The organism is Sphingomonas sp. NFR15, assembly GCF_900103265.1.
Lineage (GTDB): Bacteria > Pseudomonadota > Alphaproteobacteria > Sphingomonadales > Sphingomonadaceae > Sphingomonas > Sphingomonas pollutisoli.
The window spans coordinates 248,033-262,174 of the sequence record NZ_FMWX01000007.1 but is presented as its reverse complement, the minus strand read 5'-3'; the positions used below and the strand labels follow the sequence as shown (position 1 = coordinate 262,174).

The following is a 14,142-nucleotide window of genomic DNA, read 5'->3' as shown; positions in this document are numbered from 1 at the left end:
TATGATGCAAGGTATTGCGGATATGGTGCAATGGTGACGGGAACGGCTTTCAGGATCGGCACGGCAGGTTGGGCGATCTCGGCCGCGACACGCGGCGACTTTCCTGCCCAAGGCAGCGGGCTTGAACGCTATGCCGCGCGACTTGGCGCGGTCGAGATCAACAGCACGTTCTACCGCCCGCATCGCCCATCGACTTTCGCGCGTTGGGCGGCGAGCGTTCCGGCCGATTTCCGTTTCGCCGTGAAACTGCCCAAGACGATCACCCACGGCGCCCGGCTGGTCGGGTGCGACGACCTGCTGAGCGCGTTCGCCGGACAGATCGCACCGCTCGCGGAGCATCTCGGTCCGCTGCTAGTCCAGCTTCCGCCGAGCCTCGTGTTCGACCGGGCGGTCGCGGTTGATTTCTTCGCGACGCTGGCACGGACGATTCCCGCGCGAGCCGTGTGTGAGCCGCGGCATCCATCCTGGTTCGAACCCGAAGCCGACGCTTTGCTCGCCGAACACCACATCGCCCGTGTCGCCGCCGATCCGGCTTTGTGCGAGGCCGCCGCACGCCCCGGCGGGTGGTGCGGTCTCGCCTATCACCGCCTCCATGGCAGTCCGCGAATGTATCGCTCGCCCTATTCGGACGAGCAGGTGCGGACACTCGCCGCGCGGATCGCACACGGCCAAGCGGCGGAAAGCTGGGTGATCTTCGACAACACCGCTTCGGGCGCGGCGCTGCCGAACGCGCTCGCACTTCAGGCCGCGAGGTCTTCCAGCAAAGCGTGAACGCGCTCACTACGGGCGGGGTCGTCGGCGGGCTCGCGCAGCAGCAGCCGCCCGTTCTTCTCGTCCAGCCCCGCCGCCTTCGCATCGGCATCGAACCCGCGCCTGGGCGTGAGCGCGATCGCCGCCGTGCCGGCATCGATCCGCTCGATCCTGAGCGCATGCGCGGCGATCCGGATGCGCGCGCGCAGCATCAGAGCGGCGGCGGCGGGCGGCAGCGGCCCGAAGCGATCGAGCAATTCCTCCTCGAACGCGTCGAGCGCGGCATCGTCCTCGATCCGCGCGTAGCGAACGTAGAGCGCCAGCCGCACGTCGGGTTCGGGTATCCAGCTTTCGGGGAACGCGCCCGCTTCGCCGAGATTGAGTTCGGGCGTCCAGTGCTCCACCGTTTCGCCCCGCGCCTCGCGCAAAGCGCCGCCGAGCAGATGCTGGTACAGATCGGTGCCGATCAGCTTCATATGCCCGGTCTGATCGTCGCCGAGCAGATCGCCCGCACCGCGCATGTCGAGATCGCGCGCGCTGATCTCGAAGCCGGCGCCGAGCCGGTCGAACGTCGCCAGCGTGCGCAGCCGCTTGAGCGTGCGCTCGCCGATCGCATCCTCGGTCTTGGTGAGCAGGATCACCTGCCCGCGCCGGTTGCCCCGCCCGACGCGGCCGCGCAACTGGTGGAGCTGCGCCAGCCCGAAGCGGTCGGCGCGCCAGACGATCATCGTATTGGCGCGCGGCACGTCGAGCCCGGCCTCGATGATGTTGGTGGCGAGCAGGATGTCGCCCTCGCCTTCCGCGAAGCCGACCATCACCGCGTCGATCTCGGCGGCCGGCAGCTTGCCGTGCGCCTGTACCAGCGCGAGGTCGGGCGCGGCGCGGCGCAGTTTCTCCGCGAGCGGCGCCATGTCCTCGATCCGCGGCACCACGACGAAGCTCTGCCCGCCCCGGCTTTTCTCGCGCAACAAGGCGGTGCGCAGCCGCGCGTCGTCATAATGGTCCACGCTGGTGCGGATCGGCTGGCGCCGCGCCGGCGGGGTGCCGATGACCGAGATTTGCTGGAGCCCGACCAGCGCCATCTGCAGCGTGCGCGGGATCGGCGTGGCGCTGAGCGCGAGCAGATGCGTCTCGCCCGATCCGCGCAGCCGCGCCTTGTCAGCCGCGCCGAAGCGCTGCTCCTCGTCGATCACCACCAGCCCTAGCTTGGCATAGCGCACGCCCTTGCCCATCACCGCGCCGGTTCCGACGACAATCTGGATCGATCCGTCGGCGAGCCCGGCCTTGACCGTCTTCTTCTCCGCCGCGCTCGACAAGCGCGAGAGCCCGGCGACGGTGATGCCAGATGCCGCGAAGCGACGGCGGAAGCTTTCGAGATGCTGGCGGACCAGCACGGTGGTCGGCGCGGCGACGATGACCTGATAGCCAGCGAGCGCGGCAAGCGCCGCGGCGCGCAGCGCGACCTCGGTCTTGCCATAGCCCACGTCGCCGACGACGAGCCGGTCCATCGGTTTGCCGCTGGCGAGATCGGCGCGCACCGCATGGATCGCGCGCGCCTGGTCGGCGGTCTCGTTGAACGGGAAGCCGTGGACGAACCGCTCATAGGCGGCGGGATCGGGTTCGATCACCGGCGCGGTGAGCGTCTCGCGCGCGGCCGCCAGCTTGGCCAATTGCCTGGCGCTTTCCGCGATCGCCGCCTGGATCGTGCCGCGCCGCTTCTGCCACGAGGAGCCGTCGAGCTTGTCGAGCGTGACCGCATCGGCATCCGCGCCATAGCGCCAGATCCGGTCGGCATCGTCGATCTCGACCAGCCGGCGCGCGCCGTCGGCATATTCGAGCGCGATCATCTCGCGGCCCGCGCCACTCGCCTCGGGCGCGGGTTCGAGGCCGGCGACGCGCGCCGCGCCGTGATCCTCGTGGATGACGACGTCGCCGATGCGAATGTCGCCGACACCGCCGTTCCAGCGCTCCGACGCCAACGCCGGTACATCATCGAGCACCGCGCGGCTGCCGAGCAGGTCGCCGGCAGCGATCACGATCCGCTGCGCGTCGACAAACCCGCACTCGACCGGCATCACGATCGCGCTCGCCGCGCCGGGCGTGAGCGCGGCAAGGTCGGCGAGACTGTCAGCCTCGCCGATCTCGATGCCGAGCCGCTTGGCGATCTTGCCGCGCAAGAAGCGCAGGTCGCGCCGGCTGCCGGCCAGCACCAGCGCGCGCGTATCGAGGCGTGGCGTCGCGAACTTGGCGAGCGCGGCCAGCGCGCCGCGCTTTTCCGCGAAACGCGGCACAGGCTCGAACTCCTCACCGATTTCGGCGATCTTCCAGTCCGCCAGCGCCGCCGTCCAATCCGCCTCCGCGATGGCATCGACCGCGCCGCCGCCGCGCTCCGCAGCATCCGACGCCAGTTGCAGGAACCGCGCGCGCCGCCGGTCGGCCTTGTCAGCCAGCACGATCGCGCCGGTGGTCAGGTGCGACAGGATCGGCACCGCCTGGCCGAGCGGCGGCTCGGCGGCGCGACCGATTTCGAGCGCGTCGAGCGTTTCGACGGTGCGCTGGGTGGCGGGATCGTACGATCGGATTTCGGTGATCCGCCCGTCGGCGATGTCGATCCGCGCCGGCAGCCCGGCATCGGCAGGATAGATGTCGATCACGGCGTCGCGGATCGCCATCTCGCCCGGCTCATCGACGCGATCGTCGGCGAAATAGCCGAGACCTTCGGCCAGCGCGGCGAAAGCCTGCGCGTCGATCGACGCGCCCGCGCGCAGTTCGGGCGGCGCGCTGTCGAACGCCTCGGCGGGCGGATAGCGCCGCGCCGCCGCCTCGCCACTCAGGACCAGCGCGACATGCGCGCGGTCCTGCCGCTGTTGCGCCAGCCGCAGCCGCCGCAGCGCCGCGACGCGCTTACCGGTATTGGCCGGGGACGCTGGCGAGCTGTCCCCCGGCAACGCATCACTCGACGGCACGAAGATGACGCGATCGTCCGACAGCAGCGCGCCGAGCGCGGCGGCGAGCGCCTCGGCCTGTTGCTCATCGTCGGCGAGGAACACGACATCCGGCTCGGCCAGCATTTCGGCGAGACGAAATGCGGTGAAGGCGAGGTTCACGCGCGGGCGTCCGCGTAAATTTCCGCGACACAACGCTTTTTCGGGGAATCGGCCATTATCTCTCCACTTCAGGCAGGCAAGAACAGGAGAGCGCGAACGGTGTTCCACGCGGGAGATGCGCTAACCTGAATCGCATGGCGGAACCATCGCGCCGCCGCGATGGTATTGCGGCAGTCGCTTCGCGGAGTCTCCCCATGCCCCATACCAGCCATCCTGCCCGGCTGCCGCATATCCTCGCCGTGCTGATCGGCACGGTCGGGGCGCTCAATCTGGTCGGCGGCGGGTGGCTGATCCTGCTTGGCGGAAGCCTGTTTTACGCGGTCGCCGGTCTCGCGATGCTGGCGACGGCGGTGCTGCTGTGGTGCCGGCACGTCGCGGCGCTCCATCTGTTCGCCGCGCTGGTGCTCGGTACGGTGGTCTGGGCATGGGCCGAAATCGGCGCGGACTGGTGGCCGCTGGTGCCGCGCGGCGACCTGATCTTCCTCTTCGGCATACTGCTCGTGCTGCCGTGGACGGTGAAGCGCCTCACGCCGCGTACCGGCTGGCTGCGCGGCGCGGGGCCGCTGGCGGCGATGCTGGCGCTCGCCGCGCTGTTCGGCGGCGTATCGCTGGCGCGCGATGTGCATGACCTCGAAGGCACGCTGCCCGGCCCGCGCAACGCGCTCGCCGCGAACCTGCACGGGGTTCCCGACGACGACTGGCAAGCCTATGCGCGAAGCTGGTACGGCGACAAATTCTCGCCGCTCACGCAGATCACGCCCGCCAACGTCGGCAAGCTCAAGGTCGCATGGCAGCTCGAGACCGGCGACCGCAAGCGCGATACCGATCCGGGCGAGACCACGTATGAGATGACGCCGATCAAGGTCGGCGACACCGTCTATCTGTGTACACCGCACGACTGGGTAATCGCGGTCGATGCCGAGACCGGCAAGGAGCGTTGGCGCTTCGATCCCAAGATCGCGACCTCGAAGACGAACATGCAGCACCTCACCTGTCGTGGCGTGTCTTATTGGGACGGGGCGAAAACCGGGGCGCGTGTGGACGATTGCCCGCAGCGTATCTTCCTCGCCACCAACGACAGCCGGCTGATCGCGCTCGATCCGCGCACCGGCGCGCCGTGCCGCAGCTTCGGGCGGAACGGCACGGTCAGCCTGCTGCCCGGCCAGACCGACTATAATCAGGGCTGGTATCAGGTCACGTCCGCGCCACTGGTCGCGCGCGGCTTGGTCGTTACCGGCGGCGCGGTGTTCGACAACATTTCCACCAAAGTGCCCTCGGGCGTGATCCGCGGCTATGACGCCGCGACCGGGCGGCTGGTGTGGAACTTCGATCCCGGCAACCCTGACGACACCGCACCGCTCGGCGCCGGCAAGCATTATACTCCGTCGTCGCCGAATAGCTGGAGCACCCCGGCCGCCGACGAAACGCTCGGCCTCGTCTATCTGCCGATGGGGATGGGCGCGGTCGACCAATGGGGCGGCAACCGCCCGGCGACCACCGAGAAGTTCGCGACTTCGGTGCTGGCGCTCGACATCGCCACCGGCAAGCCGCGCTGGATCTACCAGACCGTCCACCACGACCTGTGGGACATGGACGTGCCCGCGCAGCCCGCCCTGGTCGATCTCAACCTGCCAGGGCGCGGCGCCGTTCCGGCGCTGGTACAATCAACCAAGACCGGCAATCTGTTCGTGCTCGACCGGCGCACCGGCGTGCCGATCTTCCCCGCGCCCGAACGCCCGGTGCCCGGCGGCGCCGCGCCGGGCGACCACACCGCGCCGACGCAGCCCTTCTCCGCCGTGTCGCTGATGCCGCAGCGCGCGCACGAGACCGATATGTGGGGCACGACGATGCTCGATCAGCTCTGGTGCCGGATCCGCTTCAAGTCGCTCGATTATCAAGGCCCGTTCACGCCGCCCTCGCTCAAGGGATCGCTCGTGTTCCCCGGCAATTTCGGGGTGATGGACTGGGGCGGCATCTCGATCGATCCGGTGCGTCAGGCGATCTTCGCCCATCCCAATTACGTCGCCTTCGTCGACCGGCTGGTGCCGCGCAAGGACGATAGCGGCGGCCCGAACGAACGCGGTCCGGCGGGTGGATCGGATCGCAAGGGCTCCAACGAGCAGGGCTATAATCCGAATACCGGCGCTCCGTTCGCGGTCGACATGAACCCGTTCCTGTCGTTCGCCGGCCTGCCCTGCCAGGCGCCGCCCTGGGGCTATGTCGCCGGGATCGATCTGACCACCGGCAAGACGGTGTGGAAGCACAAGAACGGCACGATCCGCGACGAGACGATCCTGCCGCTTCCGTTCAAGCTCGGCGTTCCCTCGCTGGGCGGACCGATCACGACCGCGGGCGGCGTCGCCTTCATGGCGGCGGCGATCGACGATTACGTCCGCGCCTATGACACGCGCACCGGCAAGGTGCTGTGGCGCGCGCGTCTGCCCGCTGGCGGTCAGGCGACGCCGATGTCGTATCGCTCGGCGGCGAGCGGGCGGCAGTTCGTCGTCGTCGTCGCGGGCGGACACGGTTCGCTCGGCACCAAACTCGGCGATCACGTGATCGCTTACGCTCTGCCGAAATAGACGGCACCGACACGCCGCCCGGGCGTTCACCGCACAGCGGCGTACCCCCGCGCCGCGCATCAGGAGGATCTCATGGCCGACGAAACCGCCGCCCCGACCAGCAACGGCAAGACCGCGCTGACCGACGCATTCCGCGAGCACTTCTCGGGTGACGCACCCCTTACCGAGAAAGCCAAGAGCTTCGCCAAGGCCCGTCCGTGGACGAGTGCCGCCTTCCTCGGCATCGCCGCCATCGCGGTACTGAACTCGATCCGCGGCGTCCGTCGCTAACCGACCAGCGCGGCGCGGCGGGCCACCGCAGCCGCCCGCCGCGCCGCTCGCAGCGGCTTTCCCACCCGCCACCCGCGAGCCCGCCATGAACCTTCGTTCGATTCTGATTCTCGCGGGCCTCGTGCTCGGCCTCGGCGTGGGCGCGCTGCTCGGCGACTCAGCGACCGGGATAACGGTCGTGGCGGTGGCACGGCCGATCGGGACGCTGTGGCTCAACGCCTTGACGATGACGGTCGTGCCGCTCGTGTTCTCGCTGCTGGTGACCGGGATCGTCGCCGCCGGACGTGAAGCGGGCGGCAGCCGGATCGGCATACGCGCGTTGATCTGGTTCGCGATCCTGCTCGTCGCGGCATGCCTGCTCAGCGTGGTGGTGACGACGGCGCTGCTCGATGTCTGGCCCGTTCCCGCCAGTGCGGCGGCCCTGCGCACCGGTGCCGACGCCGCACCCGCGATCGGATCGACCAGCGACTGGCTGACCGGCTTCATCCCCACCAACCCGATCAAGGCGGCGAGCGACACCGCGATGACGCCGCTGGTGGTCTTCGCGCTGCTGTTCGGCTTCGCGATCAGCCGGATCGAGCCGGAGCTTCAGCGCCAGCTCGACCTGGTGTTCAAGGCGATCGTCCAGGCGATGCTCGTCATCGTGCAATGGATCCTGTGGCTCGCGCCGATCGGCGTCTGCGCGCTCGCGATCGGCGTGGGCGCGAAGATGGGCGCCGGAGCGGCGGGGGCGCTCGGCCATTATGTCATCGTCATCGCGATCGCCTGCATCGCCACCGCGCTCGCCTGCTACGTCGCCGGCCCGCTGCTGGGGCGTGTTTCGCCGCTGGCGTTCGCACGCGCGGTGTTGCCCGCGCAGGTGGTCGCGCTCAGCACGCAGTCCTCGCTCGCCTCGCTCCCGGCGATGATCGATGCGGCGAATGCGCTCGGCGTCCGCAAGGCGGAGGCGGGCGTGGTGCTGCCGCTGGCGGTGTCGATCTTCCGCGCGGCCAGTGCCGCCGCCAATGTCGGCGTGGCGATCTACCTCGCGCACCTGCTCGACATCCCGCTCGGCGCCGGGGTGCTGCTGCTCGGCGCGTGCGTCGCCGCCGTGGTGAGCCTCGCGGCGGTCGGCCTGCCCGCGCAGGTTTCGTTCTTCGCGACGATCGGCCCGGTCTGCCTCGCGATGGGCGTGCCGATCGGCATCCTGCCGCTGCTGCTCGCAGTCGAAACCTTCCCCGACATCTTCCGCACCGTCGGGAACGTCACTGCCGATCTCGCGGTCGCGCGGATCGTGGGGAGCCGCCAGCCGCGTTCGGATGGGCAGGACGCGGTGCTGGAGGCGGGGCGCGCGTGATGCGAAGGACAGGCCCAGCGCGCAGCGATCGCCTACCCGCAGCCCGCAGGAAGGACCATCAGACCGGCCGGGTCAGAACCGCTGCAACCAATGCGATCCGCTCGACATCGGCATAGCCCGGCTGATCGAGTTCCTCGCCGAACACGTCGGGGTCCAGTTCGCGATAGTCGAGGCCGAATCCTCCTGCCGATGCTGCATCGGCGAGCGCACGCTTGAGCGCATCGTCACCCTCGACGATCGCGCTGCCGGTGTACAGGATCACCCTGCCACCCGGCGCAAGCCGGTCGAGCGCCATGCGCGTCATGTCGAGCGAGAGTTGCGCGCCGTGCATGCCGCCGCCGTCGCGGTACAGGCGGCTATCCGCATCGATGATATAGGGCGGATTGGCCGTGATGACGTCGAACGCGCCCTCGACCGTGTCGAGCGTCGGTGCGTGATGCGCGTCCATCGTCACCCCGGCGGCCGTGGCGTTGATGCGCGCGAAGCGCAGCGCGCGTGGATTGATGTCGGTCGCGCAGACCTGCGCACCGCGACAGGCCGACGCCGCGACGATCGCCCCGACGCCCGAGCCGGTGCCGATATCGAGGATGCGCAGCCGCGCACGAACGGCAATTGAAGCCAGTTCCACGCGGATCAGATCGGCGAACCGGTAACTGTCCGGGCCGAAGAACACCGCATCGGTATCATGAGTCGGATAGGCCGAATGCAGGAACAGCCGGTCGTGCAGCGACGACACGCGAACGCGAGATCGCGACAGCGCGGCGTCGGTGTGCAACATTCCCGCCCGGTCGAGCAGCATCTCGATTTCGGCGTCGATCTCGCCGCGCTCGAACGGCAATGACCAGCCCAGCACATCGCGGACACAGCGCGCCCGTTGCCGGTCCGCCCGCGCCACGACGCGCGCATGGGTCAGCGGCGTCGGTGTGACGAACGCATAGCCACCTTCATCCAGCCGCCGGAGCAGCGCCAGCAACGCCGCGTCTTCAGATCCCGAGGCAACCGTATCGGCCTCCCCGGCATGCGCCGCAATCACCCCCGCGACCGGTCGCCGCCGTTCCACAACGACGCGCGATACTGATCGAAACAACGCTCGCCGCAGCGCAGCCGGATCAGCGCGCCTTCGGCGATCGCGGTCGCGCGCCGCGGGTCTTCCGCCACTGCCGGGCGCAGCGCCTCGCGGTTCCAGTCCTCGCTATGCTTGATGTCGAGCACGGCGTGGAGCTGGAAGTAGCGGCGCTCGCGATCGGACAGGCCGATGCGGCGCAGACCTTGCGCGACGTAGGCGGCGCGCGCCGGTGCGGTGAGTTCGATGACACCGAGCGCACCCACCGAATGCCACGCATAGCGCCGCGTCGTCGCCATCGCAGTCATCGCATTGGCGAGCGAGAGGCTCTGCCACACGGTGTTCTCGATCACCGGATTGACCTCCAGCGTCTCGACCAGCGCATCGAGCATCGGGCCGTGCATGCCCTTGGCGTTGCCGCGTCCCATCTCGTCCCAATAGTTGCGGGCGAGCTCCATCTTGGGGGCGGTCGGCAGCTTGACCTGCGTATAGGCGACGAGATCATCGAACCCGGCCTCGCCGGCGGCCTCCTGCTCGAAGAACCAGCGCAGTTCGTCGCGCGTGGCATGTTCGGCAAGCCACGGGAAAAGCGGATCGCCCTGCCCCGGTCCAGTCGCCTTCAGCTCTTCGAACCAGGCGATGAACCCTTCGACATCGGTCGGCGCGGCGGCCGCCTCGTCGCGGATTTCGGCGCGCAGTTCCTCCAGGAACGCACCTTCCAGCCGCAACATGCGGCTGTCGCGCTCGAACTGGCCCTGCCAGTCCGCGCTCGGAAAGCCGGGCTGGAGCCGCTCCCGGTTCCAGCGGGCGAGACCGCGCTGGAAACTGTCGGTCAGGAACTGCGACGTGCTGGCGGGCACGCCTTGATCTAGAGTATGAAGCAAGGGATCGATCCTCTCAGTCTTGCCGCTCCAACGAACCGACTTCGCCGAAGTTGCTTTCAGGGGCGGAGTCCCGCGCCACAATCGCGTTGATATACGTCAAGCCATCGGCGCGGCGGGGCGGGTCGCGAACCTCCCGATCTCTGAAAACCACACGCCCGCCTCGCCAACCGGCGGTGGGTCCGCGGCCTGTCGATCGCCCACCGCCGGAATGCATGTCCTGCGCGCGCACGATCCGGTCGAGTTCGAGCATGCCGTCCGGGGCGACTTGCTCTAGCGGCATCGCCGTGCCGAAATCCGCCTGTGCGAAACCCGCGCGCTGTGGCACGTCGGGACGAGACTGAGGACAGGACGCATATGAAGACTTTCGGGAAGCTGCTGGCCGGCGCGGCCTTGACGATGGCGACTGCGAGTGGCGCGCAGACCCTGCCCAACGGCATCCCGGCCAAGTTCACGCCGGTCCGGACCACGTTCGACTACGACCGCCGCGAAGTCGACGTGAAGATGCGCGACGGTGTCACGCTGCACATGGTGCTGATCGTCCCCAAAGGCACGCGCGACGCGCCGATCCTGCTCGAGCGCACCCCCTATGGCGCCGAGAAGGCGACCAGCCGCGCCGAGAGCAGCCACGGCGTGATGCTGGTCGGTGCGGCCTTCGCCGAGTTCCTCAAGGCCGGTTACATCCTGGCGTTCGAGGACGTGCGGGGCAAACATGGTTCGAAGGGCCAGTATGTCAACGAACGCCCGCTGATCGGCCCGCTCAACGGCACAAAGGTCGATCATTCGACCGACGCCTATGACACGATCGACTGGCTGACCAAACATGTGCCCGAATCGAACGGCCGCGTCGGCATCCTCGGCACCAGCTATGACGGGATGATGGCGGCGATGGCGCTGGTCCACCCCCACCCCGCGCTGAAAGCCGCCGCGCCGATGAACCCGGTCATCAACACCTGGATGGGCGACGACGACTTCCACGGCGGCGCGTTCCGCCAGATCGGATATGATTACTATTTTAGCCAGGATACCGCGCGCGGCGAAGGCGATGATCTGTGGCGCGACGCGTACGACGACTATGACACCTTCCTGCGCGCCGGCTCCGCCAGCGGCTTCGTCAAGAGCCGCAGACTCGACCAGATCCAGGTCGTCAAGGATCTGCACGATCACCCCGCCTATGACGCGTACTGGCAAGCGCAGGCGCTCGAGACGATCCTGCCCAAGCAGCCCCAGACCGTGCCGACGCTGTGGATCGCCAGCCAATGGGATCAGGAGGATATGTACGGCGCGGTCGCGGCCTATGAAGCGGTCAGCAAGAACGATCCGAACCACGTCAACCATCTCGCTTTGGGGCCGTGGGCGCATGGCGGCTGGAGCGGCACCGGCGACAGCTTGGGCGCGATCCGCTTCGGCTCGGATACCGGCGCGTGGTTTCGCCACCACGTGCTGATCCCGTTCCTGGACGGCGCGCTCAAGACCGGCGGCACCCCCGCCGACATCGCGCCGGTCACCGCGTTCCAGACCGGCACCAACATCTGGCAACGGCTGCCCGGCTGGCCCTCGGCCTGTGCGACCGGCTGCGCGGCGCCGACGCGGAAATTGTATCTTCAGGCCGGCGGTGGGCTCGCCTTCAGCGCGCCCACCGCCGAGGGCGCGGACGATTATGTGTCGGACCCGGCCAAGCCGATCCCCTACCGGCTTCGCCCGATCCGCCCGACCTACGCGACCGGATCGACGTGGCGGCAATGGCTGGTCGACGACCAGCGCCCGTTCGCCGACCGCACCGACGTGCTGACCTATCAGACCGCACCGCTCGATGGCCCGGTCGCGCTGGCCGGCGCGCCGGTCGCAGATCTGATCGCCTCGACGACCGGCAGCGACGGCGATTTCGTCGTCAAGCTGATCGACGTCTACCCCGACGAATATGCCGAGAAGCCCGAACTCGGCGGCTACCAACTGCCGGTCGCGATGGACATCCTGCGCGGCCGCTACCGCGAGAGCTTCTCCGATCCCAAACCGATCACCCCGGGCGCGCCACTCGGCTACCGTTTCGCCCTGCCCAACGTGAACCACGTCTTCCTGCCCGGCCACCGCATCATGGTGCAGATCCAGTCGAGCTGGTTCCCGCTTTACGATCGCAACCCGCAAACCTTCGTGCCGAATATCTTCGATGCGAGGCCACAGGATTACCGCAAGGCGACGATCCGCGTAATCCATTCGCCGGCACAGGCCAGCGCGATCGAACTGCCGGTGGTGGACGCCCCCGCGAAATAGCGCTCCGCCATATCGCGAACCGCGCTTAACGCTTCATCATGATCCTCAGAGTATAAGACAGCCATGCGGCTCGCGACCATCACCAACTGGGCATATGGCATCACCGTGCTGCTGACCCTCGCCTCCGGCAGCACGATGCTGCTGGCCTCCTCCGCCCAGGAGCGCGAACGCGTCGCGATGGTCCAGCGCGCCGATCTCGACCAGGCGACCTCGACCATCGACGAGGACGTCGCGCAGTTGAGCAGCCTCGCCCGCCAGTTCGCGATCAGCGGCAGCCAGGCCGATCTGATCGCCTATCGCCGCGAGTCGGGATTGCTGAAAGCGGTGGAGACGCGCACCGCCGCGATCCGCGACGCCGGCGCGACCGCGCCCGAGCTGCGCGCGCTCCATGAGACGCTGCACTGGGCCGATGCGCTGCGCGGCGAACAAGCCACCGCGATCGAGGCGCGCGCGCGCGGGAATCAGCAGGCGGCGCTGGCGATCCTGTTTTCGCCAGAATATGAACGCGAACTCGACCGCATCCAGTCGAGCGTCGAGCATTTCCAGGACCGTATCGATCAGCGCACCGCTGCCGCCGTGGACCTCGCCGTCTCGGCGTCGCGCACGTGGCGCCGCGTTTCGGAGATCGTGCTCGGGCTCACCGGCCTCGTGTTTCTGTGCGTTTTGTTCTTCGTATTCCGCCAGCGCGTGCTGCGCCCGGTCGTGCGGCTGAGCGATGTCGTCACCCGGCTCGCCGCGCAGGACTATGCCACCGAATGGCCGCATTATCCGCAGGTCGACGAGATCGGCGACATGGCCCAAGCGCTGCGAGGCTTCCGCGAGAACGGCATCGTCCGGCAAAGGCTGGAGAAGGAGCGCGATGCCGATCGCGCCGTCCGCGATCTGCTGTCGCGGATGACGCAGCGGATGCAGCGCTGCGACAGCGTGGCGGACCTGACCGGCGTGATCGACCGGTTCGCGCCCGAAGTGGCGCCACGCCTCGCCGGCAGCTTCTACCTGTTCGATCCCGAGCGCAACGTGATGCAGGTCGCGGCGCATTGGCTCGGCCCGGTCCGCTCGCGCGACGAATTCGTGCCGATGGCGTGCTGGGGGCTGCGGCGCGGGCGGCAGCATCGGCCGGCGGGCAATCATATCGACGTGCCGTGCGATCATGTCGTGCAGGACGGCGACACGCTGGTCGACAGCATCTGCCTGCCGCTGATCGGCCAGAACGGCATACTCGGGCTGCTGTACTTCGAACGCCGCGGCGACACGGCGGAGATCGGCCCGGACGAGAATTACCTCAAGATGCTCGCCGAGAATGTCGGCCTCGCGCTCGACAATCTGCGGCTGCGCGACGCGTTGCGCGCGCTCGCGATGGTCGATCCGCTCACCGGCCTTTCCAACCGCCGCCAGCTTGACGACGCGTTCGAGGCCAGCCTGGCAGTCGCCACGCGGACCAACACGCCGGTCAGTTGCGCGATGATCGACGTCGATCATTTCAAGCGCTTCAACGACAAACACGGGCACGACGCGGGCGACGCCGTGTTGCGCGCGGTCGGCGAGGCGCTCAAGCGCTCCATCCGCAGCGAGGATCTCGCGTTCCGGTACGGCGGCGAGGAGTTCCTGCTGCTCATGCCGGGGCTCGGCGTCGCCGATGCGCGCGTGCGCGCCGAGGATATCCGCGCGCGCATCGCGAACCTGGCGGTGCGGCATGACGACCGCGATCTCGGCCCGGTCACCGCGTCGATCGGCGTCGCCAGTTGGCCCGAACAATGCGCTGCCGACCGCCTCGTGCAGGCCGCCGACGCTGCGCTGCTGCGGGCGAAGCGCGGCGGCCGCGATCAGGTCGCGACCGTGGTAGCACGCGACACTTGATCTCCGCGCCATTTCCGGGGAACGC

10 protein-coding genes are annotated in these 14,142 nt (G+C 68.7%); 6 read left to right on the top strand and 4 right to left on the bottom strand.

The genetic code is table 11. The annotated features are described in order from the left end of the window. Positions 1-30 precede the first annotated feature (30 nt). Positions 31-771 carry a DUF72 domain-containing protein gene (locus tag BLS81_RS16350; protein ID WP_093225439.1) on the top strand — a complete coding sequence of 247 codons (741 nt, stop codon included), beginning with the start codon at positions 31-33 and terminating at the stop codon, positions 769-771. On the opposite strand, the gene BLS81_RS16345 is transcribed toward BLS81_RS16350, so the two are convergent. Continuing rightward, complete coding sequence (locus tag BLS81_RS16345; protein ID WP_093225437.1) at positions 741-3,857, bottom strand: helicase-related protein; 3,117 nt, start codon at positions 3,855-3,857, stop codon at positions 741-743. The genes BLS81_RS16350 and BLS81_RS16345 overlap by 31 nt on opposite strands. 194 nt (positions 3,858-4,051) lie before the next feature. Between BLS81_RS16345 and BLS81_RS16340 the strand changes: the two genes are divergently transcribed. From BLS81_RS16340 to BLS81_RS16330, 3 genes are all read left to right on the top strand, one after another. Next, on the top strand, positions 4,052-6,439 hold the full coding sequence (locus tag BLS81_RS16340) for a membrane-bound PQQ-dependent dehydrogenase, glucose/quinate/shikimate family (RefSeq protein WP_093225436.1): 2,388 nt from the start codon (positions 4,052-4,054) through the stop codon (positions 6,437-6,439). Positions 6,440-6,511: 72 nt separating this feature from the next. Beyond that, complete coding sequence (locus tag BLS81_RS16335) at positions 6,512-6,709, top strand: hypothetical protein (protein ID WP_093225434.1); 198 nt, start codon at positions 6,512-6,514, stop codon at positions 6,707-6,709. A gap of 85 nt (positions 6,710-6,794) precedes the next feature. Beyond that, the gene (locus BLS81_RS16330) at positions 6,795-8,045 is read left to right on the top strand and encodes a dicarboxylate/amino acid:cation symporter (RefSeq protein ID WP_093225433.1); all 1,251 of its coding nucleotides are present in this window, start codon (positions 6,795-6,797) and stop codon (positions 8,043-8,045) included. Positions 8,046-8,103: 58 nt separating this feature from the next. On the opposite strand, the gene BLS81_RS16325 is transcribed toward BLS81_RS16330, so the two are convergent. The 3 genes from BLS81_RS16325 to BLS81_RS16315 are packed head-to-tail and all read right to left on the bottom strand — an operon-like array spanning position 8,104 to position 10,242. Further along, entirely contained in the window at positions 8,104-9,018 is a 915-nt protein-coding gene (locus tag BLS81_RS16325) for a methyltransferase (protein WP_256326299.1), read from the bottom strand. A gap of 56 nt (positions 9,019-9,074) precedes the next feature. Continuing rightward, on the bottom strand, positions 9,075-9,992 hold the full coding sequence (locus BLS81_RS16320; RefSeq protein ID WP_371128297.1) for an iron-containing redox enzyme family protein: 918 nt from the start codon (positions 9,990-9,992) through the stop codon (positions 9,075-9,077). Between the two features lie 13 nt (positions 9,993-10,005). Further along, a complete protein-coding gene (locus BLS81_RS16315; RefSeq protein WP_176787201.1) occupies positions 10,006-10,242 on the bottom strand; it encodes a hypothetical protein in 237 nt (78 codons plus the stop codon). Positions 10,243-10,346: 104 nt separating this feature from the next. Here BLS81_RS16315 and BLS81_RS16310 point away from each other — a divergent pair, with 104 nt between their 5' ends. Both BLS81_RS16310 and BLS81_RS16305 read left to right on the top strand, forming a co-directional pair. After that, on the top strand, positions 10,347-12,260 hold the full coding sequence (locus BLS81_RS16310) for a CocE/NonD family hydrolase (RefSeq protein ID WP_093225430.1): 1,914 nt from the start codon (positions 10,347-10,349) through the stop codon (positions 12,258-12,260). A 63-nt stretch (positions 12,261-12,323) separates the two neighbouring features. Further along, on the top strand, positions 12,324-14,117 hold the full coding sequence (locus tag BLS81_RS16305) for a diguanylate cyclase (protein WP_093225428.1): 1,794 nt from the start codon (positions 12,324-12,326) through the stop codon (positions 14,115-14,117). The last annotated feature ends 25 nt before the right edge of the window (positions 14,118-14,142 follow it).

Coding starts and splice junctions, on each gene's coding strand:
- BLS81_RS16335 (WP_093225434.1), top strand. CDS start 6,512: ATGGCCGACGAAACCGCCGCCCCGACCAGCAACGGCAAGACCGCGCTG.
- BLS81_RS16310 (WP_093225430.1), top strand. CDS start 10,347: ATGAAGACTTTCGGGAAGCTGCTGGCCGGCGCGGCCTTGACGATGGCG.
- BLS81_RS16340 (WP_093225436.1), top strand. CDS start 4,052: ATGCCCCATACCAGCCATCCTGCCCGGCTGCCGCATATCCTCGCCGTG.
- BLS81_RS16330 (WP_093225433.1), top strand. CDS start 6,795: ATGAACCTTCGTTCGATTCTGATTCTCGCGGGCCTCGTGCTCGGCCTC.
- BLS81_RS16350 (WP_093225439.1), top strand. CDS start 31: ATGGTGACGGGAACGGCTTTCAGGATCGGCACGGCAGGTTGGGCGATC.
- BLS81_RS16305 (WP_093225428.1), top strand. CDS start 12,324: ATGCGGCTCGCGACCATCACCAACTGGGCATATGGCATCACCGTGCTG.
- BLS81_RS16315 (WP_176787201.1), bottom strand. CDS start 10,242: ATGCTCGAACTCGACCGGATCGTGCGCGCGCAGGACATGCATTCCGGC.